Here is a 23,301-nt window from a genome sequence, read left to right as displayed (position 1 = left end):
AGCGTCGGTCACTCGCGACATTAGAGGATGTAGCTATGAACGGCTTTCAACTGACGTTTTTCACCGAACAGAGTACCAACTACCAGCACCTTCCACTGGGAGAGTGGTTGGTCGAGTTCGCCAAGCGAGAGGGCGCGTTGGGTGCGACGTTGGTGAGCGGTACAGAGGGGCTAGATCATTTGGGGCATTTGCATACGGCGCATTTCCTCGGCGGTGCCGACCATCCCGTCACGGTGACTATATCCACTGATGAAATTGGGTGCGACAGGTTGCTGGAGGCATTGGCCAAGGAGTCGTTTTCACTGAGCTATATCAAATTGCCCATCGAATACGGTCGAGTGGGCCAGGCGAAAAACTAAAAAACGCACCTTGTTGGACAACCAATAAAAAGGATAAGCGCCATGTACCGAGTTTATAACCTACGTCCACAGCCAGCCCCTGCTAACTGGGCTCGTGACAACAAGCCGCTTCTCGTAGGACTGGTTTTCTGGTCACTTTTTCTGGCCGGCATCGCAGGCAGTCAAAAGGTCTCGAGCGAGGGGTGGTACATCGTCACCTCGCTCGAAGGCGCATTGGTTACGCTGCGTATGCCCAGTGAGAAGTCCTGCAAGGCCGACGTAGCCCAGACCTGCGTACCGGGCTACGAGCTGAGAGCACAGCAACATTGAGCGCGATGGCGGTTGGCAATCCAAAGATGAGATCGCGAAATGGAGCTCACCGACGTCGGCTCATCAAAATCATTTTAGAGAATTGGGAGACCACATGAGCGCAGTGACGCTGAGCATCGTATTCGGGCTTGTGATGGGCAGGTTTTTCACAGGATCCGTCTATGAGTTCGCCGCGCTTTTCATCGTAAGCGTTGGAGTGTCCTTGCTGACCTTTCATCTGCTAAATCAAAGGCGCGTCAGGCTACAAGCCCAGACGGCGTATTGCTGCTCTGTAATGGTTGCTTCAAACCAAATGATGGAGCTTTTCCAGATGGCAAAAAGAGGGCAGTTCATGCCCTTGGTGGGAGAGATTCCTGAACTAATTATTGGAGGCTTCTTGGTTCCCGCAATCGCGGTGTCGGCAGTGCAGCTGTTCAGGATACTCATGGAGAGCTGACGTCCGACATAGAGGCCTCTCAACGGTTTCACATCGTTAATGACGTTCCCGAATCGTTACTTGGAGAAAATCTATGAAAACGCAAATCCAGGCCATTCATGCACGTGAAATTCTCGATTCACGCGGCAACCCTACCGTTGAAGTCGACGTCACCTTGGAGTGCGGCGCCATGGGCCGGGCTTCAGTACCGTCCGGTGCCTCTACAGGCGCTCACGAAGCAGTTGAGTTGCGTGACCAAGATATACAGCGGTATTCCGGCAAAGGAGTTTTGAAGGCCGTTAGCAATGTAAATACCGAAATATTTGAGTCTTTGAGAGGCCTGGATGCGGCTGACCAGGAACAGATTGATCATCTGATGATTAAGCTGGATGGAACCTCTGATAAATCCAGGCTTGGAGGAAACGCGATCTTAGGCGTGAGCCTCGCCGTTGCCAGAGCGGCGGCTTCTGCGCTGAACTTGCCCTTGTTCCAATATCTGGGCGGCGAGCAAGCAGCAAGAATGCCCGTCCCAATGTTCAATATTCTCAATGGCGGTGTTCACGCCAACTGGCAAGGCCCTGACTTTCAGGAATTCATGATTGCACCTACAGGGGCTGGCAGTTTCAAGGAAGCCTTTCGTTGGGGCGCTGAGGTGTACCACGAGCTGAAAGTAGTGCTTAAGGACGCCGGCTACTCAACTGCGGTCGGAGACGAAGGCGGCTTTGCTCCGACGCTCAAGAAAAACTCAGATGCCATTGAGCTGATCATCAAGGCAATTGAAAGGGCCGGTTACGCCCCTGGATCTCAGATCGAGATCGCTATCGATCCAGCATCCAGCGGTTTCTATGAAAACGGTCTTTACCATCTGCGTTCGGAAGGTCGGAAGGTAGATGCCCAAGAGCTGATTAGCCTCTATTCCTCCTGGGTCGACAAGTACCCGATTGCGGTACTGGAAGATGGCCTCGCGGAAGACGATTGGTCGGGCTGGAAGCTATTGAATACTGCGCTGGGTGACCGGATCGAGTTGGTTGGAGATGACCTATTTGTCACCAATGTCGAACGGATTCAGCGAGGCATCACAGAAAACGTCGCCAATGCCGTATTGATCAAACCTAATCAAATCGGAACGCTGACTGAGACCAAAGCCGCCATCGAAATGGCCTATGGGGCAAATTGGGGGGCGATGGTTTCTCATCGTAGCGGGGAGACGGTGGACAGCTCCATCGCTGATCTGACTGTCGCGATGGGGACTGGCCATCTCAAGACAGGAGCTCCATGCCGGGGGGAGCGGGTCGAGAAATACAATCAGTTTCTGCGAATAGAAGAGCATCTTGGCAGCCGTGCGTTTTATGCAGGACATGATGCATTCGTGCGCTGACGGCCTATCGCCGCTAAACCTGTTGGACTGGTTACCGTAAAAAATGAACCACGTATAGCTGTTGGCAAAAACGTCAGTGGCATTGGCCTTTCCTAGACGCTTGGAGATATGAGCATGAGCTACACGGATATTCCAGCTGGTAACGCGATCCCCGATGACTTCTTCACCGTTATCGAGATTCCTGCAAACCACTCGCCGATCAAGTACGAGGTGGACAAGCCAAGTGGACAGATCTTCGTTGATCGCTTCCTCAGCACGCCGATGTTCTACCCGGCTAACTACGGGTTCATTCCAAATACCTTGAGCGATGACGGCGATCCTTTGGACGTCCTCGTGATTTGCCCTTACCCGGTATCACCTGGCGTTGTCATCCGCAGTCGCCCAGTAGGTGTGATGTACATGACGGACGAAGCTGGTGCGGATGCCAAGGTAATCGCAGTGCCTCATGAAAAACTCAGCTCTATGTACAGCAATGTAAAGGAATGCTCTGACCTCCCTGCGTTACTCCTCGCACAGATTCAGCACTTCTTCGAAAACTACAAAGCGTTAGAGCCGGGTAAGTGGGTGAAAATGGGCCGCTGGGGGAGCGCAGACGAAGCGCGGGAAGATATTCGTAAATCGGTAGCGGCCTATAACCTGAAGAAGGAGGCTTCCAAGTAGTGTTACTCAATCAGAAGAGCGCAGAGCAGGAAATTTCTCTGAAGGTAAGAGAAGACTTTCTGCTGCTGCCGAAAACTGCTGAATTGACGCGCTGGGTAATGGCCCAGTCCACGGGCGAAAGAACATTACCGTATTTCGATCCACTGGATGGCGGCGTCTTCGCAAGGGTATTGATCTTGTTGGAATCGCCCGCTCGAACGGTCAGTCTTCCACGGTATGTCTCAAGAGACAATCCGGGGCCTGCACAACGCAACCTGAAAGGTTTCATTGAGCAGGTTGGACTGGCACGTCACAAAACCGTCCTTTGGAATTTGTACCCTTGGTTACCAGATCTCGATAAGCCCAAGGGTCCGCTCCGCAGAGCGCAAATTGAGGAAGGTATCGAGATGCTGATCACGCTACTGACGCTTTTCCCTGATCTCGTCACTATCGTGTTTGCTGGACGTGTTGCCCAGAAAGCCATACCGCGTGTTCGGCTCGCCTTCCCTAATTTTTCATTGCTGGAAATGCCACACCCAAGTCCCCTTTCTGTTTGCACTCACCCGAATGTTAGGCAGCGCATTTTGTCCACACTGCGTCACGCCAAACAGTCGATCAAGTAGCCAAAGGCTCAGGTTTTGCTCGCCTTGCTCAGCGAGCGGATACACGGCGAGACGAACAAGTTGCCGCGATAGGCACCAGCCAGGGTTTTAGCCGCGACGATCATCCACATGACAGTCAGCATCAACACCAGCACCACGCCAAAGAAGCTAAAGAACGTGAGGTGCAGCATAGAGCCCAATTTGAGGGTTGTTACGGCGTACACTCCCAGCGGAAAGGTGAAGCCCCACCAGCCGAGGTTGAACGGAATGCCCTCCCTGAAGTAGCGCCCGGTAATTAGCAGCGCCAATACCATCCACCACAATCCCAGCCCCCAGAACAGCACACCACCGATCAAGCCAATGCCCTCGGCTACGCCGCCGATGCTTGCCATTCCATGAGCAGCAAAGATTGCTGGAGCATCGTTGCCCAGCAGCAACATCCCCAAAGCCCCGGTACCGATCGGCCCTAAAGACAGCCAGCTCGATGCTGCCATGCTTTCATGAGGTAGTTTGTGCAGCGCCATGCGCAGTAACAGGATCACCAGTATGCTCAAGGCGACGGGCACCGAGTAGGCCCACAGCACGTAGCTGGTGATGAGCATGGTGAACTGTGCGCTCGCATCAGCGAGGTGCGGAGCCAATAGACCGCCACTGGCGGCAGCCACCTCAGCCGCAACTACTGGCAGCAGCCATACCGCTGTCATCTGATCAATGCTGTGCTGCTGGCGAGTAAACATCATATACGGGATCAGCACCCCGCAGGCCAATGCCATGGTGACATCGATCCACCACAACACTTCGGCTAAAGCGACTACCCCACCCCCCCAGCGTGGCAAACCATAAAGGAGAAAACCGTTGATGATGGTCGCCAATCCCATGGGGATAGTTCCAAAAAACATCGATACAGTGGAGTGGCCGAAGATCTGTTTGGCCTCATCGAAGAACAATACCCAACGGCTCGCGTACATCAGCGTAAACAGGCAAAACAGCACGATATTAAAAAACCACAAGGCTTCCCCTAACGCTTTGGGCCACTGCGCAACAAAGGGCAGTTGGCCCAGAGCCAGCGCCAGAATCCCGGTGCCCATCGTGGCGGCGAACCAGTTGGGTGTGAACTGGCGGATCGCTTCTCGTGGATTGGACAAAGCCGCCAGTGGGTGGCTGCCGCCAATTATAGCTGCGAGTCGTGTCTCACTCATTTTCGCGCTCCCGCTTCAGTGTGCCTTCAATATGACATGGTTGAAGTATAGCTTGATGGGCATAGCGGTAAAAACGGATAGTATAGGTTTACATTACCTATTAAGAAGGTAGATTACTTGAAGCTAAGCCTACGCCAGCTACAAATTTTCTGCGCCGTCGCGCAGCACGGTAGCACCACCAGCGCCGCCATTTCGGTGTCACTGTCCCAATCTGCAACCAGCGCCGCACTGAACGAGTTGGAAAGCGCCTTGGATACCAGGCTGTTCGACCGAGTAGGCAAGCGTTTAGTGCTGAACGATAACGGCCATGCCTTACTGCCTCAAGCCAGAAGGATGCTTGAGAATGCACAACAGATAGAGGCCAGTTTCTTACCCGGCCATGCCGGGCTGAAGACACGCTTGCGGGTAGGATGCAGTACCACGATAGGCAATTATGTTCTGCCATTGATTCTCGGTGAGCTACGTCAATCAGCACCACATTTGAGGGTCGATGTCGACATGGCCAACAGCATGGCTATCGCAAGAAGAGTCGCTGATTTCGAGATTGATATGGGCCTGATCGAGGGGCCTTGCCACCTGCCCGAACTCAGTGCCGAGCCTTGGCTAATTGATGAATTGCTTATTGTCGCAGGCCAACGGCACCCCTTGGCACTAAAGCAGCAGGTCACACTTGATGATCTTCGTACGGCTGAATGGCTACTGCGCGAGCCAGGTTCTGGTACCCGTGAAGAAGTCGAACGATTGCTGCTGCTTCATCTGCACGATCTCGCCGAAACGCGCCAGATCGGCAGTTCAGAGGCCATCAAGCATACCCTCGCACAAGGCATCGGCATCAGTTGCCTGTCCCGCTGGGTCGTTCGGGATCTACTGGCCTCTGAAGTTCTGGTTGGACTGCCGCACGCGTTGCCTGCACTGACCCGACGTTTTTTTCTGATCCGCCACCGGGACAAATACATCTCGCCTGGACTTGAGCGATTCTGGGAAAACTGCAGTCAATTCGTGAGCCAGGAATAGCTAGACCTATTTATAAAACAGGTAAGAGCTACCAAAACAATTTGTTTCCGGAACTTATCAACGACGCATAAAGTCAACTCATTGCCCTGCAGCGATGAACGAGTTGTATATGCCAAGGCGCGACTGGATGCCTTGCTTACCCTATGAGGAAACTCTGATGAATGTGATAAAGAAAACCGTCACAGCCCTGACGTTGGGTGTTGCGTTGGCCGCATCAATGAGCGCGTGGGCCGCGCAAGATCGCTGGACGTTTGACGGCGATATTCACAACAACTCGCTGGCCGTCAGCCCTGATGAAACGACGGCGGTGGTCTCTTACAGTCAGCGTCCAGATGTAGTGGTTTATGATTTGAAAACCGGTAAGGTTCGCCAGGTTCTCACCGGCTACGTCACGCCGCGAAATATTGTGTTTTCGCCAACTGGCGATGTGTTCTACCTCTCCGACAGCAGTTTGGGGGTCGTGCGCAAGATTGACACCAAGACTTTAAAAGTGATTGCAGATATTCCGTTGGGCGCAGGTGCTTTTGGTACCACACTCAGCAAGGACGGAAGCCTGCTCTACGTCAACAATGAAGCGGCCAGCACGCTGTCGGTCATTGACCTTGATCACCAGCGGCCAGTAGCTGTGGTACCTGGCTTCTCCCAACCGCGCCAGGGCATCCGAGTAAGCCCTGACGGCAAAACCGTCTATGTCACCAACTTTCTTGGGGACAAAATTACCTTGGTCGACAGCAAAACCAATACGATTGAAGGTGAGATCACTGGCTTCAACAAGTTGCGCGCCATCTCCATATCGGCGGACGGCAATACGCTGTACGCGGCTAACAGCGGCAGTAACAGCATCGCAGTTGTCGACACTCAAAAACGCGCCATCACAACCACCGTCATGGTTGGCAAAGACCCCTACGGCGCAGCCCTCACTCCAGACGGGCTGCACGTCTACTCGGGTAACCTCGGTGACAACAGCCTTTCAGTGATCGACACCAAAACGCTGAAAGTGACCACCACTGTGACCGGTTTGAAGGCACCCCGCCAGGCCATTGTCTTCACCAAAGACAAATCGAAGGCGTATGTCCTTAATGAGGACTTGAGTATCTCCACAGTCGATCTCGCCAGCAACAAGGTGGTGTCGACGCTCAAGGCCGACTGATTGAACAGCGCAGGCCTTCATGGGGGCCTGCTGATACTCCACGACCAAGTGAATAATAATGAGTGAAAATGATGAGTCCTGGATGATGGATCGCCGTCGCTCATTGAGATGAGCCAGTGATGCTTGACCGTGAGCGTCGCTTTGCTCAATTGAGGAAGGCACAGGGTCCGGGGGGGGGGAGCCCAGCATTCCAGCAAAAAATGATATCGGGACGTTTTTTCTACGGAATCGAATTAACCTGTTTGTGGCTCGTCTACTGTCTGATCGCTTGCCGTTTCAAAAGCAGGTGGGTCTTCTAAAAATTAAAAATGACCAAAGGAAATACAGATGTTCAAAAAGATGATTCTCACCGTCGCTATTGCCGCCAGCTGCATGTCGGGTTTGGCGCTCGCCGATGCGCCAGTCAAGCTTGCTGAAACGGACAAGGGAAAAGTACTCGTAGACGCGAAAGGAATGACTCTTTATACCTTCGGGAAGGACACCTCGGGCAAGTCGGTCTGCAATGGGCCATGCGCTTCAAACTGGCCACCTTTACCGGTATCCGCAGACGCGAAAGCGGGTCATGATTACTCTGTCGTCACTCGAGACGATGGCACAAAACAATGGGCATACAAAGGCATGCCACTTTACAGCTGGGTCAAAGATACCAAGCCAGGGGATACAACCGGTGACGGCGTCAACCAAGTCTGGCACGTTGCCAAGCCGTAACGTCAAATAATTAATAGGCTGGCTTACCCCACTGGCTTTGTCAGTGGCGTAAGCCAGAAGAATACACACCTGATAATTTCGCCAACATACAGCCGCCGCGCCTCATAAATCTTTGATGGATCATTTCAACGAAAAATGGGGCCGAGGTACGGTACACCTTGGACGTATTCCCGTAACGCCAGCCTGGGGTATGAAGCCTCCAGAAACTAAGCCGCATCTACACAACCCACCTGGATCACCTCTGGACTGTTGAACTCCAATAGGGGCTAGCAGCGGGACTGGGATTTATTACGGTTTCAACCCACAGATCTGATTAGGTAGGATGATCCAAGGAGCATAGCAAAAAACTTAATTCCGTTAAGGAAAAATTACTTAAAAAATCTGATTTAGTTGTATTTGACCACCTGCTTGCATTCAACTTGACCAATTGCATTCGTATTCCCCACCTGGATAAGCGTCAGATGCTCTTACGACCGTTTGCGAATTTTGATTCTTCGCATTGATTCGCCTTTCAGTTCGATGATGTGGGACTTGTGAACGATACGGTGTATGCGTCCGGCCAAGTCATCTACCCAGCTCCGAAAAGCCAAGACATGGTGTTCACTTAAATTAAGTGGACACCAGTTATAGCCTTTTAAGCGGGTATTTCGTGCAACCAACACGCCGTTCCTACTCCAATTCCTTCAGAGCCCAAGTCATTCAAGAGTGTGCCCAGCCTGGTGCTTCGATTGCCAGCATCGCACTCAGCCATAACCTCGTCCACAAATGGATTCGGCTGCAATCGCAGAAAAGCACAGCGCTGCGACCTGCATTTATTCCATTACCCGTGTGGCTGGCTGGGGCAAAATCTCACCCGTCCTCATCGAACAGTTGCGTTGAAATACAGCACCCGCGAGGCACCGTCAAAGTGAACTGGCCCGCTGAAAATGCTGCTGCCTGCGCGACCTTTCTTCGAGACCTTTTGCGATGATTCGCATCGACGCCATCTGGCTTGCCATCGAGCCGATGGACATGCGCGCCGGCACCTAGACGGCATTGGTCAGCGTGATAGCGGTGTTCGGTGCGGCGCAGCCGCACTGTGCTTATCTGTTCGCCAATTGCCGCGCCAATCGCATGAAAGTGCTGGTGCATGACGGCTTTAGAATATGGCTGGCGGCGCGCCGGTTGAACCAAGGCAAGTTCCATCGGCCTGGCATTCGCCATGGTTCTGAGATGGAACTGGATACCGAGCAACTTCAGGCATTGGTGCCGGGTCTGCCATGGCTACGCGCGGGTTCTGGAGGCTCGATCACACTGCTTTAACGGCTGCCATTAGTCTATCGGTCTATCGCCGCGAAGCGCCTGCTCTGGCAAAATCCGGCGCATGACTTCTTCTCCCAATCTCGACCAAATTTCCCCCGAGCAACTGCGTGCTTTGGCAGCGCAGTTGCTGTCGCGGGTCGACACGATGGGCAGCGCCTTGAAGACCGCAACATCGACGTCGCGTTGTTGGAGTCGCGGCGAGTGCAATCGAGTTGGGACTCAGTAGTACTGGGAACAGACGAGATGGTGCTATGCATGAACGAACACAACCCGTTAGCCCAGAAACCCTTTCTGGAAGCCCGGCACTTGCAGGATGAGCCCATGGTGGTGTTTGACCAAACATTCCTGCAACGCCATTACTCGACGCTTTCTGCGATGCGGGGAGCGCAAATTACCGGATTGCACTGCAAAGCAACTTCGTGTCACTCGTCATTAAGGCCGCTGCCGATGGTATGGGGATTTCCACCTTATTGCGCTCTGCTCAGAAGCGCGAGCCGGGCATTCTGGGCGTGCCTTTCACCCCCCCACAAACCATGAGTTTCAGTTTGCGCTGGCGCGCGGGCGAATACCTTTCCTTCGCTAACAAGCGTTTCGTCGATTTTGTCCAGACGACGGACATTTTTAAGAAGGAGTCGGCCAGGGGCCAGCGGGCGGAGTGACCGCTTCGGGTCGAAAGCCATCAGCCACGACCGGCTGCTTTCGACCCAAAGCGGCCATTGCCCGTGACAGCACGTGGCCAAAAGTGAAAGCATGACTAGCACTGACTAGGGGGATGCGGCCTGAGTCATCGATGGACTCAAGGAAATGTTGAATGCGTCGATAGCTAAAGATCAAAGCCCCCAAATGATGGCATTCCTATGGCCGACCATGCACTACGTCGCTTCTTAAGCCTTCACCAAGCGTGGTTAGACTTACTCGTCGTCGCCTGTTTGGGTGCTTGTGTGCTCTGGGCTGGCATTCACCTTGACCTGTATGAAAAACTTGCTCGTTTCAATACCCAGCACGAGAGCTGGCAGGCAGACGAGTTCTTTTTAGGCCTCGTCGTCATGGGCTGGTGTGGCTTTGCCTTTGGTATCCGGAGGGTCTACGAGCTTCGCAAGGAGATTCTCAATCGACGTCTTGCTGAAAAAGCTGCCGTCGACATGGCCATCCATGACACCTTGACGAGGTTGCCCAACCGCAGAGGACTGGAATTGGAGTTCCATTCACGCCGGCTCTGTCCTAATGATCCTTTCTTTCTCGTGCTGTTTGACCTAGATGGCTTTAAATCCGTAAACGATGTCTATGGCCATAGCTATGGCGATCGGTTGTTGCGGGAATTGGCAGACCGTATCAGTGCGAGCTTGCCAGACGGTGATTTTGCCTGCCGCTTGGGCGGGGATGAGTTTGCACTCATCCTTCGGTCTACAAAAACCGCTGAATCCGCATGTCTTTTCCTGGATCAACTCGCCTCTTTGATTTCAAGCCCTATGGTGTTTGACTCCGTACGTCTCTGCACAGCGGGCACCTATGGTGTTGCGCAATTTCCAAAAGACGGGATAGACCTTAGCAGCTTGCTCCGACGGGCCGATCTTGCGCTGTACCAGGGTAAGCATGACGGCAAGAATACTGTTCGGTTTTTTGATCCGAGTCGGGATGTGCAGTTAGAAGAGCAATCCCAAGTAGTGCAGTTGCTGCGCGAAGCTCTGGATCATGGATATCTGAGCTTGGCATATCAGCCAATTGTTGCTCTGGAGGATGAGCGTATTGTTGGGTTCGAGGCCTTAGCCCGGCTGAATCATCCCGTGCATGGTTCCATTTCACCCTTGCATTTCATCCCTGCTGCGGAGCGATCCGGTCTGATGCGCGAGCTCACCACGTTGTTGTTGGAACGAGCCTGCCGGGAGGCAACAGTTTGGCCTGAGCACCTATTGCTGGCATTTAACCTGAGCGCTTTAGATCTTCGTGATGAGTGTCTCGTCAACCGGGTACGAAGCGTATTACAGCGAAGTGGTCTCCCGCCCAATAGGCTCGAATTGGAAGTGACCGAAACAGCTGTAGTGAGCGATTTTGCATTGGCAAGTAAGCACATAGAAGCGCTGCATGACATGGGCATCCGTATCGCAATGGACGACTTCGGAACAGGCTATTCCAGCTTAGCTCAACTGGCCCAGTTCAATTTTGACAAGCTCAAAATTGATCGCGCTTTCATCAGCACGGTTCTTCAAAACGACAAGAATGCCCGCATTGTTCAGGCCGTCCTTTCCCTAAGCAAAGGACTGAGCCTGACAGCGCTTGCGGAGGGTGTTGAGACGCGTGCTCAAGCGCAGTGGCTGAGTGAGGCAGGCTGTGCCATGGCGCAAGGGTTTCTGTTCAGTGAACCGCTTTCGGAAACCCGGCTGAGGGATTTGGTGGGATCGTTATCAAAATCAGGTAATGAGGCGGCATAACTGAATCCCCCTTTTTTTCAAGGATGCCTCGCTGTTTGAGGCCGGTTGCCGTCGTTAAAGGAATGTCAGCTACTGGCCGATTTCCGACGGTCAGGGGTCGGCCAGCGACTGGTCAAATCCGATGCAAAGGACTGGTCAAGTCCATGTCGAGCCAAATCTAGAGAGCGAGCGGGACGAAACCTACAATCCAGCCGACCAGACTATTTGTCTGTCGGTGTTGAATAGCCTCTCCGAAGCCAATGCATGGCAACATGGCTTCGGTCTATAAGCCGGGCATCCAGAAGGGCTGAGTATAAGTCTCAGAGCGTCATGCAGAGATCTGCGAGAGGCTGCGTTTGGACACCCTCAATGTATAGTGAGTAATTGCATGGACTTGACCCCCATTTGCATTCGACTTGACTAGCCGTTTGCATCGGATTTGAACAGTCCGCTAGCCGAACCTAACCGGTCGAAATAGGCCCGAAGCTGCCCTTCACGAGGGGCAGGAGTCGCCCAAATGGGATGCTTGAGTTGAATACTTCTACACGTCGAAGGGGGCAGCATTGGGGACTTTGCCAGTTGAACCTGCTTCGGTATCTCGCCCCAGTTAGGTAGGTGCCGCACCGGACGTGCTACCCATCAGATATCCTGAATATGTGGATACTAAATAGGTCTTGTCGTAGCGAGCACGCCAAGCATGGATTTACCCGCGTGACGCTTCTCAACGACTTCACTTACTTTTTCCTTACCGAAACCAATAAGTGCACCGCTGGCTACGCCGGCGAGCGCAACTGCCGGAGCACCTACGGCCAAAAGCGGGGAGAGTAAGGGAAGCATGACCGCCGATGCGACCAGGCCCGCGCCTAAGAAGCCGCCTGTAAGGATCGCCGCTTTCTTCGGCGTGTACTTTGATTCAATATCCTTAAGACTTTTACGTTGCCGCTGCACCAGCGACGCGAGGCCATGGCTGACCTCTTTGATCATTTCATTCGTATCAATTGGGCCGATGGATGCCAGTTGACTGGTGTATCTATTTAGTTCCTCTCGGAGCCACTGGTGTTCACTATTCGAAATTAGCTGAGCGAGAGTCGTTACAGGAATATTAGCGAGCCAGGATAGGCTGTCATCCTGCACCGCATGGAGCGTCTGAAGCGCTTGATCAGAGATCACATTTCTTGAACGGAGATCTCTTGCGTTTGCTTGGGCGATCTTTTCGAAATAGTGCCAGTGAACAGGCTGCGACAGAAGTGCCTGTGCCCCAAGCTCACTGGAATTCTCAAATAAATGGTATTGAGGGCGCAGTCTCTCTAAGACGCCATTGAGGAGCAGTGCGCCGATTGGCATTCGCTTCATTTGATCTAGACTATGGAGCGCGCGCGTTCCCTTAAGCTCAGTGAGATACTGGTTCGCCGCTTCGCTGGCGCTGAGTTGAATGCCGGGCTCCGCACCTGGTGGGACGAATAAGCCTGATGGCATCAGTGCCTTAAGGAATGCATTTTCTTGCTTTATTGAATATTCGGAGAGTTCTTCCAGTGATTGAATCTGCCCGTGGCACAATGGGGATATCAAGCGAATCGCCAACTGCTCAAAACCCAGCTTGGTATGTGCATCGTTTTGCTCCAAAACCTCCTCAAAGCTTGGGAAAATAAAAACAGCTGGCACAGAAAGTTTTGCATCTACTAGCGGGCGCAATTGCAGTATGTGGAAGAGCTGAATGGCAAGTTGTAAGTATTTAGCATTCAGGTTTAGATCTGAACTCAAGAATGGAAATATAGGATCCGGGATCAACTGTGTGTCTGCGTAAAGTCCGGTTATGCGAACTGCCTTTAGCGCGGATGGCCCAAAGTAACGCTGCCCACCCGTGACCAACTTCATTCCACCAAAATTCTGTGCTTGCTGGTAGATATTGGCGGAGTGATGATTATAGAATTCACCCAGCTCATTCATTGCTTGGTTTACGGAGTTGGCGAATACGTCTGGCTGATATTTCACTCGCCACATCATCCGTTGTTTGATCTCGTCCTCGTCTTTGACCAAGTCGACCGAACGGCATATCAATGCAGCAAATAACGAACTGAAAAGGGCAAATAGTTCGGCTTGAACTTCGTTTATGGCAGTTGCTGGCTGAGGGGCTTTATCCTTTGGCGCTTCTGCACTCTGTATTGACAGCGCAGCGCCAAGAGTCTTTGCCATCAGTACGGTCTCTGTAGATAAACCTTTCGTATCTACCAATCCAGTAACCGTCAAAGGGGCAGCCAATAGCTCATCCGCATGGGATTGTAAAGAAGGAGGAAATTTCAGCTTCCCCTCTCTCATTGCCTTCCATGCATCCAGAAGTTGCTGTGCAGTTTCGGAGCTGTCAAAACTGTTCATGTTTTTCTCAAATGACATTCTAGATTATTTAAGTGACATTTATTTTCGTCGGTATAACATCATTTTCAGATTGGCGCTACCCATTTGCGGCTTAGTTTGTTGACTGCTTCCGGCTGATTGCCACTAGGCCTTCTACGACAGCAATGGGTCGCCAGCTGCCGGTCAAGGCGCCTCCATTGCGCTGGTCAAATCGGATGCAAACAGCTGGTCAGGTCGAATGCAAATGACCGGTCAGGGGTAATGCAAACGGGTGGTCAAGTGCAATACAATTGCCCATGTAGGACGCCGGCTCCAGATAAGTTCAGCTGTAACACAGCGAGATATCAATCTGGCGGTGAAGCATCGACAGGTGGATGCCAATATGGGATCTGTGACGCCCCTGGTTTATCCAGGACAATCGCAACACTCTGCTCGGCCCGTGTGACCGCCACATAGAAATCGGCTGCGGATAGGGGCACGAGATGCTCCCCTTTGCTGATGAACTTGCCGATGGGGACAGTCGGATAGATCAGTACGCGGTTGAAAGTCTGGCCTTTGGATACCCCGAAGTTCATATAGTCGAAATCGAACTCCTTGCCCGAGCTGATGCTATTGCGCAGGCACTGGGGTTGGAATGTCTCAACGTACTGACGGACATGAGTCTTCTTCACTAGGAACACGCCATCGTGGGGTGTGATCGTGTGATTCTGAGAGGTCGTCTCCGGAAACTCCCAGCTCGCCTCGAAGATAGTGTCGGAAAAGGTAGCGATTGTCTGGCAGCACCTCCAGGTCACAGAACTGAAGTTGATTTCAAGCCGGCCAGCTTTCTGCTGTTTTTTGAACCATGCAATTGATTTCGAGTAGGCAAACGCCTTCTTCATTTGGCCACGAGGGTTGGTTGACAAGACTGCCTGCCTGACGTCCCCTACGAGCCTTATAGCAATGCGGGTGCCGAACAGCGCCTCCAGGATGTCCCAGTCGTAACCCGAAAGATCTTGCACCTCGTCGATGAGTATTTCGTCGTAGAGGCATTCGAGGCGTTGAATCAAAGCACCGCCGCTTTGGCCAATGAGTTGGTGGGCCAAGCGTGCTAATTCCTTGGCATATACGCTGTCCGAAAAATCGAAAAATCGATTCTCGTCGACGGCGTATCGTCCTGGATCACCTTCGAAATTGAAGCCCCTGCAGCGCTTGCCGGGGAATGCAAATGGCACGAAGGGTTTGACGAAATGACGCAGCAGGAAGCTGAACCACCCAGAGACTTCCAAGCTGGGGCGATCGCCGACATACCGCCTCACACGCGCGCGCAACTCGATTTGATTGGCCTGTGCGAAGGTGATGAGCAGGATTTTGCGATCGGCTGGTAATGCCTTGCAGTGCTCAACCAGGCCTTGAGTCTTACGTGCGCCCGCAACTGCCAAGGTCAGGTAATTGTTAGCCATGGATGAACTTCGCTGCTGCAGTCATGTATGGCGGGGAGTTGATTGTTTCCTTGGATTTGGCGATGAGAAGCGCCGCTTCCGTTTTTTCTCTCGACATCCATTTGCCAAGAATGGCCCGATCAGTGACTTTAAGAATCTTGCGCAGAGACTCATCGCTGTTGCACGCCATCAATTGCGGCTCCAGCGTCTTGCCCGCTTCTTTCGCTCCAATGAAGAGCTCACGTTTTCCTGTTTCGAGCAGTTCGCTGACAGCTTCCCTAAGGGTTTCTGGATCCTCCCCGTCGTTGTCTCGAAGCACGGCAACGGGCCGATCAATGGCCGTACAAAGTTCCAGGCAGCGCTTCAACGTCAGCCCGTGCATGCTCATCACGTCAATCCCCAGCTCCATCGGGTGTTTACCGTAGAGGTCTTTGAAGAAGCGTTCGAACAGGATCTCGTCTGAAGGGCCTTCTACTAGGACGAGCTTGTGAGCCAACACCATCCGCAGTGTGTCGAAGCCTGGGAGCTTTTGGAAATAGCCGACCGTGTCCGGATCAAGTGCCTCGATGTGAGATGCCTTGCCGCGATGCAGGAGGAGCAAGGAGCTCAGACCTAGGCGATTTAGCACATAGGCACTGTGGGTCGAGATGAACAACTGCCGCTCGCCTGCAGCCTCCTCAATGCGAGATAGCAGCGTGGTCAAGCTCGTATGCGACAGATGATTCTCAGGCTCTTCAATCATCACAATGCTGGTGTGCTCGGACATACGCTGCATGGCCAGCGAAATCTTGATCGAAGCTTGCTGCCCTTGGCCTGCCAACGCGAAAGGCACATGATCCACGTGCGGTGTGACCGACCCCTCCCAGGAAGATTGAGCGCTTTGATCCATGGCCAAAGCCATCTCCTGGTTATCCAGTGGCGCTCGAATGTTCTTCAGGCGTTTGTTCACTTCTCCCAATGAGTTAGAGGTCATGGACTCTTTGACCTCGCGGTAATGCTGGGAGATCTTGGCTTTCTCGCCCGGCTCCAAATGGTCACTGAGGATTTGGCGCAGGTGGTAGTCGATGCCAGAGGTCGAGCGGACGGTACGGGAATCGATAGTCGCAACGGCGAGTTGCCGGGGGCGCCGAGTCAGTACCTCATCCCCAAAAGTACGCCATTCAATCTTGTAGTACTCAACGGGTATCAGTGCGCTCGGGTTGGTACGCCATTGCGTCAACTCTTCGTGGTACTCAGGGTTGGGGATGACCTTGAACGAGATGCCAGGGCAGGCATTCGTCTTCCTATCGCTATTGACCGCGCCACAGAGAAACTGCAGTTCAGGCAGATTTTCCAGAAATAGCTCAATCAGGATTTCCGGAAGAGCTGGATTTTCATCCCGGTCGCAATCTTTCAGGAATTGATTAACCACCTGTTTATTGAACCAAAATGGGTTCAGCTCTTCCTGAGCGGAGCGGCCACCGATACGCCCATTGAGCGCAAGACCAATCGCCTCCATCAGGGTCGACTTCCCCGCGTCATTGCCACCTACAAGAATGTTGAGATCCTTGTTTGGAAGCAGCGAGAAGTCGCCGTAGATCCGATAGCCCTGGATTTTGATCTTCGTGATCATCTGCTGTCCTTAGGTGGAGGGTAGAGACTTGGAGTTGTGTTTTGTTTTTGAGGCTTTAATCTTCCAACGTGCTTTGACTGTTCAAAAGCACTGGTGCTTGCTCGGGGCATTACTCGTAGTGCAACTCACCGAATAAACCAATCATAAGATCGCCGTCTAGGATCTCGAAAGGAAGGGTGACGTATTGATCGGGGTGGCGTGGCAGCGCCTTTCCGTCGTGTCCTGAGTTCTTCGTGTGGCCCTGGACATGCTCGCCGTTTGCCTTAACGTACGGAAGCACTACGATGCGGCCATGGTTTTTCGACAGAATGGTGCCTTCATGCCAAAGGGTAGTGCCTTCGCCGCCACTGGATTCGCCACCCGTGCTCTTCACAACCCATTGAGGCACCCCATCCTCTTCATACCAAAAGACGAAGCCTCCAATCACAAGCACGCTTTGTCCTCGGCTCCTCGCCTCGGCCAGTAATTGTCTGACGCTGGCCAGCTGAAGCAGCTTATTTGCCCGAGGAAGCAATTGTTCGCGAATCAGCGCTTTGGTTTGTCCCCAATGATCGAACCCCGAATATCCGTAGCCTCTGGCAATCGACTCACGAAAACAGGCCTGCGAAAGCTTTGGGTTCAAAGCGCCAAGGTACTCCCATTTCAGCTCCCCGGTACGGTGCAGGCAGGCTTTGAATTCTGGAAAAGCTGCGAGCTGAAGGTACGGAGCGATGTCCAGTTGCTTTGATAAAGGCTCACGTAAGCGTTCGAGACTCATGGGGAGTTCAAGATCTTGGCTGGCCGGGCGAGGTAGCTGGGCATTTCGCTTTATAGCCTCGCGCTCCATCAGCTCTTCCTCATCTCGGATTCGGCGCCCAGATGTCAGGGCTTTCTCGACTTTCAGGATGGTAGAGGTTTGGAGTTGTGGGTCGCTCAGAGCCTGTCTGACTCGGTCATCAACGCCTTGGTTGAACTCGTCAGCAGCGCTCATGGCCTCTGCATAGGTTGTGAACACCGCTCCCCTGGCATGTCCGCTGCCGTTATCAAAAAAATACCGCTTCCACGCGAGGTGCGACTCGGGGAAAAGTTTCAACGCGCGCAGGTGCCATACCCAGCCAATGTGGAATCGGCGGAATGGTAGTACCGCCAGGGTGGGGACAGAGTGATAAGGCATCTGATCGAGTCGCATGGTTTCCTCCTTGAATGGCCTGCCCAAGGCTACCATTTCGCTGACTAGTTTCGGGAGTCTGATAAACGCGGGGTCGGGGTGTTTGAGGGCGCCTGGCAGAACTTAATTTAAGGGCTCGGTAATGGTGCCCATAGCGCAATGGATTGGGTTCTATCCACTCAGTTTGTTCAGAATAAGCTTGATCTCGAACTGTGCAAAAGCTAAAATGCACATATAGCAAGTTGCTTGAAAGGCTTCAGGTTAGAGCGTAATGTGCAGTAATCTGGGGGGTTGAGTTTTTTCGGCACGCCCTTCAACCTCACCGAAGGCGCCGCGCTGCTCTCGCTGTTCGGCCGCCTGACCGGCTACACACCGCGCTGGTTCACCTACTTCATCGGCGATGCCCACGTGTATGAAAACCACCTGGACATGCTCAACGAACAGTTCACCCGCGAACCCTTGCCAGCGCCAACGCTGCGCATCAGCGACCGGGTACCGGCATTTGCCGACACTGGGAAGTACGAGCCAGAGTGGCTGGAGAAGATCGAGCCGAGCGATTTCACCCTGGAAGGGTATGAGCACCATCCGCCGCTGACGGCGCCGATGGCGGTTTGAGTTCAGTCGGCGCGGCGCCAGGAGCGGTTTGATCTGCGGCACGTCTATACAGGTATTCAATACCCTGGGGTGGGGCTACGTAGTTTTTTTGCGCCTCCTCAGGAGAGCTTTTTACCCATAAACTTCGGCCTGTGCTCATTGGCGCGTTGACCTTGGCTTATCACAAGCAGGTCAGGGAAATTGTAGGGCCGGTGAGGGCGGTTACTGACTGTTTCAAACCTGAGGCAGAAAACTCTAAATATCCCCACGATGCTCCTGTGTCTGATATTAGTGATCGACGTCTCATCGTCATGCTGCTACCGCTGAAAATTTAATCGGTGCTAAGTGGAACATTGACCTTGGCTCTAACACAGGGCACGTCTGGCGAGAGGTAGGAGCGGATGACGGCAGCCACTGAGTCCTTCTGACCCTTCTTGCAGAAGATATTGAAGTTCCAGTGTCGCTTGTGACCCTCATGGATATAGCTGTATTGCAAATCCACAACTTCTCTATTTGTGGCAATTGCCAGTTGTGTGATTTGCTTCCATTTGAACTCAAGATGATTGTATTCGCTATAAGGTTCCTGAGATTTTTTCAAACTGAGCCTTATCAGCGCCATTACAACCATGCCGCCCGGACCGGCTATGGCGATGAACGAAAGGCCCGGCGTAGTGGCAGCGAGGGAGATAAGAGTCACGGTAATGAAGATTGTTATGCCGCCTATAAATTTTGGGTTGATCCTGAAATTTCTCTTCCACGTGCAGTACTCAATCCCGCAAGATGTGATCCTGTAGGAAAAGTTAATTTTCTGGTGCGTTAGGAAATAGATTGCGGTTAGAACAATCATGAAGAAGCTGGCAGGGCATATACTTCTCCACGGTTGGACTGTGTCGTCAAATACGGTGTATATGATAACTGTCCAAGTAAGAGCTACAGCGGCGAGTAGACAGAAAATCACGCTGGCTGCAAACGTATTGTAATTTCTTGCTCGAATTGTCCATGTCAGTGACGTGAGTTCCTCTCCGTGTTTCCAATCAAGCTCTTGAGGGGGGGGTAGTGGCTTGCGGAGTGTGATCATTTCGGTTGCCCTGCTTTGGATTTTGGAATTGCTAGCTGTAGTTTGAGTCTTCCATCAGATGAGGCTAGGGCGCACGTGGCTTCGACTTGATCGGCCTTGCTTGTATATGCGTCGAGCGCTAGCCGAAAAATGTAATCTTGTTTATTCTCAAGCTGCGCCGAATTAGACCTGTAGCCGATTTCGATCTCAAGTACGGGGCTGTCAAGCGAAGTTTCTACCCATGTCTCCCACAGTCGATGCTGATGACCTGAGGTGTAAATGAAGTCTGACTGATTGGACTTTCCGCCTGGGCGGTCGGGTAAGTTACCTAATTGCACAGGATCAACCCAGTATCCATTGATGTATTGACTATATAAGTGGCTAGTGTTGAGGGTGGTGTCGCACTTGCCATTCATAAAGGCTTTTTTATTAAGCGTCGGTTGAAGAGTAACTTCTTTTCCTTCAAATGTTGCAGGAAATTGTATCTGTATCCAATGCCCTATAAATCTTCTCGGCGTCCTTTCGCCGCCATAGGTTAGCGCTCGTGCTACTACGCTTGGTTGGTTAAGGATCGTCCACAAAGCATGCATCTGTTTTGTATGCCCTGTGCTGCCCATCCACTCGAATATCGCGCCGCGACCCCATATGCTGCGGTACAGCCACAGACGTAGGCCTTCTCGCTTATAACGGTTTGCAGCGGAGCTGATCAGTAGATAGGCGATGCCTAATACGGCAGTGATAATAATTAGTGGTCCAGACATCGCCCAGGCATAGGTCCACATAAGTCCGGATACCGCTCCAAAAAGCTGTGCGGTTGCAGCAATAGACATCGCGGAAACTATATAAAATTTTGTTTTTAACAATTTTCGTTCAAGGCTGCTACTCGCTTCATCAATATCGTCAGCGATCTGCCAAGCCTCAAGCGAGGTCGCTAGTACTGCAGTAGCTGCCCAAGTTGCAGTTCTCCAGATTAGCGCTTTAGAGGTCGCTACGAATTCATTTGCCACAGCCGAGGCAACGCCATCTTTCGATGCGTTCCTCGCGGCGGATAACCATTGCCTGTATCCCGCTTCAGCAACCTTTTTCGTTTTATCGTCCAATACCGCCGACATCGCCCCAGCCCGATTCCAAGCCGGCCCCACCCACAACGCCGCAATCGCATTCGCTGCACACTCCGCATTCGCACCCTTACTTAAGCCTGGCAATTAATCTAATTTTTGACCAATCTTCTGGCTATTTTCCTGGGTTTATTAGTCTCGTCGGTTGGTGTTTTTGGTTTGGTAATGGGGGCTGGCAAACACAGTCCAACGTCTAATGTTCACGGGTTAAATATCTCCATTATCCTGGTGCGAGGCTAAAGAACTACTCCGTGCTAAGTGGAACATTGACCTTGGCTCTGATGAAGGGTACTTCAGGTGACAAGTGGAGACGGATAACAGCAGCCACTGACTCTTTCTGACCTTTCTCGCAGAAAATATTGAAGTTCCAGTGCGTTTCATGGCCGTCATCAATATAGGTATATTTCAAGTCCACAACGTCCCTATTAGTGGCAATTGCCAACTGTGTGATTTGCCTCCATTTGAATTCGAGATGATTATATTCAGTGTTCGGGTCACGAAATTTTTTTGAGCTGAGCCTCATCAACGCAATCACACCCATGCCGCCTGGCCCTGCCAAGGCGACCAGCGACAAGCTTGACGTAGTGATTGCGAGGGAAAGAAAGGCTACAGTGACGAAAATCGAGATGATGCCTACTAGTTTTGAATTTAATCTGATAGCGTACTTCCATTTGCAATATTCAATGCCGGAGGGTGTAATTCGATAAGCAATGTTAACCTTTTGGTGGCTTCCGTAGAAAATCAGGGATACCAAGACAAAGAATAAAAACGTTGCCCACAATAATCCCCAGGGCTGGCCCGTCTTTTTAAATACCGAATATATAATTATAGAGACTGTCGCTGCCAGCGTTGTAAGTATGAAAAATAATATGTTTCCTAGGAAGACATTGTAGTTTCTAGCGCGTATAGACCACGCCAGTAACTCTGGCTCTGCATCCATCTTCCACTTCAGTTTCTTAGGTGGCTGCGGTGGCTTGAGGAATTTAAACAATTTAGTGTCCATCATTTCTTTTTAGGAAGAGATATTTTTATGCCCTGAAAGCATTGACTTTTTATGGTTTTAAAGTCGTTCAGTTCGCCGTTTAGCAAGTCATTAGCTCGGTCTGCCTTTCGTGTGTAAACATCGAGCTCCAGCCGAAACCCATAGCGTTGGCTGTAATTCATTTGTAGCGCATCGGATGGGTAGCTGATTGCTAACTCAATTACAGGATTGTCAAGCGAAGACTCTATCCATACCTGCCACAGCCGATGCTGATCACTTGCACTGTAAGTGAAATCCTCAAAATGCAGCCTGCTGCCAGGAATGCTCGGTAGTTCTCCCAATTTTCTGGGATCTACCCAATTACCATTTAGGTACTGGTCGTATAACTTGCGAGTCTTCGTGTGGTCACTGTCCTCCTTATTTTGGGAGGCTCTTTCGACCAGTGTTGGGAGGATCGACACTTCTTGTCCTTCCAACATGGCAGGGAGCTGTATTTGCAACCAATGGCCTAGCCATTTTCTTGGCATTCGTTCACCCCCATACACTATCGCTTTCCCTACAACACTGGGTCTGCTCAATATTTCCAGCAACGACTGCATTTGACACACATGACCTTTTTCATCAAGCCACTCCCTCACTGCCCCCCGACCCCAGTTACAGCGGTATAACCATAGGCGTAGCTCTTCTCGTTTGTAGCGGTTCGCAGCCATACTAATCAATAGATAAGCGATGCCAAGCAGCGCTATGGTGATCATTACTGGATTGGACATTAACCAAGCATAGCCGGTGATATAGCCAGCTACTGCGCCGCCTAACTGGAGTGACCCAACTACAGACATCGAGGTAACCGTTATAAATTTAGCTGTTAGAAGATTTTGTTCTCCTGTACTGGTTGCGGTATCGATGTCTTTGTACAGCTGCCAAGCTTCCAACGCTGTTGCTAGAACGGCAAGCGCTGCCCACATTGCAGTTCGCCAAATCAAATTTTTGGAAAAGTTAGCAAATTCAGTTTTCGTCGCAAAAGCCATGCTGTCTTTGGCCGAGTTTCTAGCCGCGGTCAACCATTCAATATATCCAGCCTTAGCGACGTTTAGAGCATTACCGCCCAAACTCGCCGACATCCCCGCAGCCCGACTCCATGCCGGCCCCAACCACAACGCCGCAATCGCATTCGCTGCATACCCCGCATTGGCACCCAAGCTGCGCAACTCATCCGCCGTAAACCTGCCGTCGTTCTGCGCTTGTCTGAAGGTGTTGTGCACATTCCACATGTTCAGTGCCACCAGCAATCCAGGCAGCGCGCTGCCCAAATGCTGGTCCATCCACTGTTTGACGCGCACGCGGTGGGCGGGCGTGCCCGCGCTATTCAGTTGTGCGGCGGCCTCTGCCTGCCCAAGGTCAGCGAGCCAGCGGTTGATTGTGGCGGGATCCAGCATCAGTCGGCTGCTGCCGGAGGCTCTCGCAAAAATTTGTTGGGGCTGATTCAGGAACAGGGCTTTGACCTTCTGATCCAGCGTGTGCAGGGCGACGCGTGC

General features: G+C 52.1%; 21 protein-coding genes and 4 pseudogenes. 15 read left to right on the top strand and 10 right to left on the bottom strand.

The window, feature by feature from the left end:
* The first annotated feature begins 35 nt into the window (after positions 1-35).
* The 6 genes from SJI00_RS08990 to SJI00_RS08965 all read left to right on the top strand — a co-directional run bounded on the left by SJI00_RS08990 (position 36) and on the right by SJI00_RS08965 (position 3,723).
* Positions 36-359, top strand: a complete 324-nt coding sequence (locus tag SJI00_RS08990; protein ID WP_003425060.1) for a DUF190 domain-containing protein — start codon at positions 36-38, stop codon at positions 357-359.
* 42 nt (positions 360-401) lie between these two features.
* Positions 402-668, top strand: a complete 267-nt coding sequence (locus tag SJI00_RS08985; protein ID WP_057409479.1) for a hypothetical protein — start codon at positions 402-404, stop codon at positions 666-668.
* Positions 669-762: 94 nt separating this feature from the next.
* Complete coding sequence (locus SJI00_RS08980) at positions 763-1,104, top strand: hypothetical protein (protein ID WP_003317535.1); 342 nt, start codon at positions 763-765, stop codon at positions 1,102-1,104.
* Positions 1,105-1,177: 73 nt separating this feature from the next.
* On the top strand, positions 1,178-2,461 hold the full coding sequence (gene eno / locus SJI00_RS08975) for a phosphopyruvate hydratase (protein WP_057409478.1): 1,284 nt from the start codon (positions 1,178-1,180) through the stop codon (positions 2,459-2,461).
* A 114-nt stretch (positions 2,462-2,575) separates the two neighbouring features.
* On the top strand, positions 2,576-3,121 hold the full coding sequence (ppa, locus tag SJI00_RS08970) for an inorganic diphosphatase (RefSeq protein WP_003317533.1): 546 nt from the start codon (positions 2,576-2,578) through the stop codon (positions 3,119-3,121).
* Positions 3,121-3,723: a uracil-DNA glycosylase gene (locus SJI00_RS08965; protein WP_003317532.1), complete on the top strand. Its 603-nt coding sequence runs from the start codon at positions 3,121-3,123 to the stop codon at positions 3,721-3,723. The genes ppa and SJI00_RS08965 overlap by 1 nt, the downstream gene beginning before the upstream one ends.
* A gap of 8 nt (positions 3,724-3,731) precedes the next feature.
* Here SJI00_RS08965 and SJI00_RS08960 read toward each other — a convergent pair whose 3' ends face one another.
* Positions 3,732-4,901 (bottom strand): TDT family transporter, encoded by a 1,170-nt coding sequence (locus SJI00_RS08960; RefSeq protein WP_322461385.1) that lies wholly within the window; start codon positions 4,899-4,901, stop codon positions 3,732-3,734.
* A 117-nt stretch (positions 4,902-5,018) separates the two neighbouring features.
* On the opposite strand from SJI00_RS08960, the gene SJI00_RS08955 reads away from it, so the two are divergent.
* The 5 genes and pseudogenes from SJI00_RS08955 to SJI00_RS22720 all read left to right on the top strand — a co-directional run.
* Positions 5,019-5,915, top strand: a complete 897-nt coding sequence (locus SJI00_RS08955) for a LysR family transcriptional regulator (protein WP_185795481.1) — start codon at positions 5,019-5,021, stop codon at positions 5,913-5,915.
* A gap of 157 nt (positions 5,916-6,072) precedes the next feature.
* Entirely contained in the window at positions 6,073-7,065 is a 993-nt protein-coding gene (locus SJI00_RS08950; RefSeq protein ID WP_042928567.1) for a beta-propeller fold lactonase family protein, read from the top strand.
* A 327-nt stretch (positions 7,066-7,392) separates the two neighbouring features.
* Positions 7,393-7,773 carry a COG4315 family predicted lipoprotein gene (locus SJI00_RS08945; protein WP_185795482.1) on the top strand — a complete coding sequence of 127 codons (381 nt, stop codon included), beginning with the start codon at positions 7,393-7,395 and terminating at the stop codon, positions 7,771-7,773.
* Positions 7,774-7,888: 115 nt separating this feature from the next.
* Positions 7,889-8,026: a DUF4113 domain-containing protein gene (locus tag SJI00_RS22570; RefSeq protein ID WP_406644087.1), complete on the top strand. Its 138-nt coding sequence runs from the start codon at positions 7,889-7,891 to the stop codon at positions 8,024-8,026.
* A gap of 360 nt (positions 8,027-8,386) precedes the next feature.
* Positions 8,387-8,527: pseudogene (locus SJI00_RS22720) on the top strand (transposase); the annotation flags it as partial.
* 95 nt (positions 8,528-8,622) lie between these two features.
* On the opposite strand, the gene SJI00_RS08940 reads toward SJI00_RS22720, so the two are convergent.
* Positions 8,623-8,958: a hypothetical protein gene (locus SJI00_RS08940; RefSeq protein ID WP_244647105.1), complete on the bottom strand. Its 336-nt coding sequence runs from the start codon at positions 8,956-8,958 to the stop codon at positions 8,623-8,625.
* Here SJI00_RS08940 and tnpB point away from each other — a divergent pair.
* From tnpB to SJI00_RS08925, 3 genes and pseudogenes are all read left to right on the top strand, one after another.
* On the top strand, positions 8,887-9,075 hold the full coding sequence (tnpB, locus tag SJI00_RS22565; RefSeq protein ID WP_416221022.1) for an IS66 family insertion sequence element accessory protein TnpB: 189 nt from the start codon (positions 8,887-8,889) through the stop codon (positions 9,073-9,075). The two genes, SJI00_RS08940 and tnpB, sit on opposite strands and share 72 nt — an antisense overlap.
* Before the next feature lie 201 nt (positions 9,076-9,276).
* Positions 9,277-9,734, top strand: a pseudogene (locus SJI00_RS08930) (LysR family transcriptional regulator substrate-binding protein).
* A gap of 198 nt (positions 9,735-9,932) precedes the next feature.
* Positions 9,933-11,504: a putative bifunctional diguanylate cyclase/phosphodiesterase gene (locus tag SJI00_RS08925; protein ID WP_322461384.1), complete on the top strand. Its 1,572-nt coding sequence runs from the start codon at positions 9,933-9,935 to the stop codon at positions 11,502-11,504.
* Positions 11,505-12,146: 642 nt separating this feature from the next.
* Here SJI00_RS08925 and SJI00_RS08920 read toward each other — a convergent pair.
* The 4 genes from SJI00_RS08920 to SJI00_RS08905 form a co-directional block, all read right to left on the bottom strand.
* Positions 12,147-13,856: a hypothetical protein gene (locus tag SJI00_RS08920; RefSeq protein WP_322461383.1), complete on the bottom strand. Its 1,710-nt coding sequence runs from the start codon at positions 13,854-13,856 to the stop codon at positions 12,147-12,149.
* 323 nt (positions 13,857-14,179) lie between these two features.
* Positions 14,180-15,277, bottom strand: coding sequence for a UvrD-helicase domain-containing protein (locus tag SJI00_RS08915; protein WP_322461382.1), 1,098 nt, complete (start codon positions 15,275-15,277; stop codon positions 14,180-14,182).
* Complete coding sequence (locus SJI00_RS08910; RefSeq protein ID WP_322461381.1) at positions 15,270-16,868, bottom strand: ATP-dependent nuclease; 1,599 nt, start codon at positions 16,866-16,868, stop codon at positions 15,270-15,272. The genes SJI00_RS08915 and SJI00_RS08910 overlap by 8 nt, the downstream gene beginning before the upstream one ends.
* A 109-nt stretch (positions 16,869-16,977) precedes the next feature.
* The gene (locus tag SJI00_RS08905; RefSeq protein ID WP_322461380.1) at positions 16,978-18,036 is read right to left on the bottom strand and encodes a hypothetical protein; all 1,059 of its coding nucleotides are present in this window, start codon (positions 18,034-18,036) and stop codon (positions 16,978-16,980) included.
* 282 nt (positions 18,037-18,318) lie between these two features.
* Here SJI00_RS08905 and SJI00_RS08900 point away from each other — a divergent pair.
* A pseudogene (locus tag SJI00_RS08900) lies at positions 18,319-18,630 on the top strand (thymidylate synthase); the annotation flags it as partial.
* Positions 18,631-18,940: 310 nt separating this feature from the next.
* Here SJI00_RS08900 and SJI00_RS08895 read toward each other — a convergent pair.
* The 4 genes and pseudogenes from SJI00_RS08895 to SJI00_RS08880 all read right to left on the bottom strand — a co-directional run.
* Positions 18,941-19,687 (bottom strand): hypothetical protein, encoded by a 747-nt coding sequence (locus SJI00_RS08895; RefSeq protein ID WP_322461379.1) that lies wholly within the window; start codon positions 19,685-19,687, stop codon positions 18,941-18,943.
* Entirely contained in the window at positions 19,684-20,778 is a 1,095-nt protein-coding gene (locus tag SJI00_RS08890) for a hypothetical protein (protein WP_322461378.1), read from the bottom strand. Before SJI00_RS08890 ends, SJI00_RS08895 begins: the two co-directional genes overlap by 4 nt.
* A 250-nt stretch (positions 20,779-21,028) precedes the next feature.
* Positions 21,029-21,787 (bottom strand): hypothetical protein, encoded by a 759-nt coding sequence (locus tag SJI00_RS08885; protein ID WP_322461377.1) that lies wholly within the window; start codon positions 21,785-21,787, stop codon positions 21,029-21,031.
* Positions 21,787-23,301: pseudogene (locus tag SJI00_RS08880) on the bottom strand (T6SS effector BTH_I2691 family protein); the annotation flags it as partial. The gene SJI00_RS08885 and the pseudogene SJI00_RS08880, both read right to left, overlap by 1 nt.

The organism is Pseudomonas gebzensis (genome assembly GCF_034427815.1).
Lineage (GTDB): Bacteria > Pseudomonadota > Gammaproteobacteria > Pseudomonadales > Pseudomonadaceae > Aquipseudomonas.
The sequence above is the reverse complement of the archived record's forward strand: the minus strand, read 5'-3'. Positions and strand labels throughout refer to the sequence as shown.

Bases quoted from the DNA above. Each gene is read 5' to 3' on its own strand.
- SJI00_RS08940 (WP_244647105.1), bottom strand. From the start codon at position 8,958: ATGGAACTTGCCTTGGTTCAACCGGCGCGCCGCCAGCCATATTCTAAA.
- SJI00_RS08980 (WP_003317535.1), top strand. From the start codon at position 763: ATGAGCGCAGTGACGCTGAGCATCGTATTCGGGCTTGTGATGGGCAGG.
- SJI00_RS22570 (WP_406644087.1), top strand. From the start codon at position 7,889: ATGGATCATTTCAACGAAAAATGGGGCCGAGGTACGGTACACCTTGGA.
- SJI00_RS08985 (WP_057409479.1), top strand. From the start codon at position 402: ATGTACCGAGTTTATAACCTACGTCCACAGCCAGCCCCTGCTAACTGG.
- SJI00_RS08945 (WP_185795482.1), top strand. From the start codon at position 7,393: ATGTTCAAAAAGATGATTCTCACCGTCGCTATTGCCGCCAGCTGCATG.
- SJI00_RS08885 (WP_322461377.1), bottom strand. From the start codon at position 21,787: ATGGACACTAAATTGTTTAAATTCCTCAAGCCACCGCAGCCACCTAAG.
- SJI00_RS08890 (WP_322461378.1), bottom strand. From the start codon at position 20,778: ATGTCGGCGGTATTGGACGATAAAACGAAAAAGGTTGCTGAAGCGGGA.
- ppa (WP_003317533.1), top strand. From the start codon at position 2,576: ATGAGCTACACGGATATTCCAGCTGGTAACGCGATCCCCGATGACTTC.
- SJI00_RS08915 (WP_322461382.1), bottom strand. From the start codon at position 15,277: ATGGCTAACAATTACCTGACCTTGGCAGTTGCGGGCGCACGTAAGACT.
- SJI00_RS08990 (WP_003425060.1), top strand. From the start codon at position 36: ATGAACGGCTTTCAACTGACGTTTTTCACCGAACAGAGTACCAACTAC.
- tnpB (WP_416221022.1), top strand. From the start codon at position 8,887: ATGAAAGTGCTGGTGCATGACGGCTTTAGAATATGGCTGGCGGCGCGC.
- SJI00_RS08895 (WP_322461379.1), bottom strand. From the start codon at position 19,687: ATGATCACACTCCGCAAGCCACTACCCCCCCCTCAAGAGCTTGATTGG.
- SJI00_RS08925 (WP_322461384.1), top strand. From the start codon at position 9,933: ATGGCCGACCATGCACTACGTCGCTTCTTAAGCCTTCACCAAGCGTGG.
- SJI00_RS08920 (WP_322461383.1), bottom strand. From the start codon at position 13,856: ATGAACAGTTTTGACAGCTCCGAAACTGCACAGCAACTTCTGGATGCA.
- SJI00_RS08950 (WP_042928567.1), top strand. From the start codon at position 6,073: ATGAATGTGATAAAGAAAACCGTCACAGCCCTGACGTTGGGTGTTGCG.
- eno (WP_057409478.1), top strand. From the start codon at position 1,178: ATGAAAACGCAAATCCAGGCCATTCATGCACGTGAAATTCTCGATTCA.
- SJI00_RS08905 (WP_322461380.1), bottom strand. From the start codon at position 18,036: ATGCGACTCGATCAGATGCCTTATCACTCTGTCCCCACCCTGGCGGTA.
- SJI00_RS08910 (WP_322461381.1), bottom strand. From the start codon at position 16,868: ATGATCACGAAGATCAAAATCCAGGGCTATCGGATCTACGGCGACTTC.
- SJI00_RS08960 (WP_322461385.1), bottom strand. From the start codon at position 4,901: ATGAGTGAGACACGACTCGCAGCTATAATTGGCGGCAGCCACCCACTG.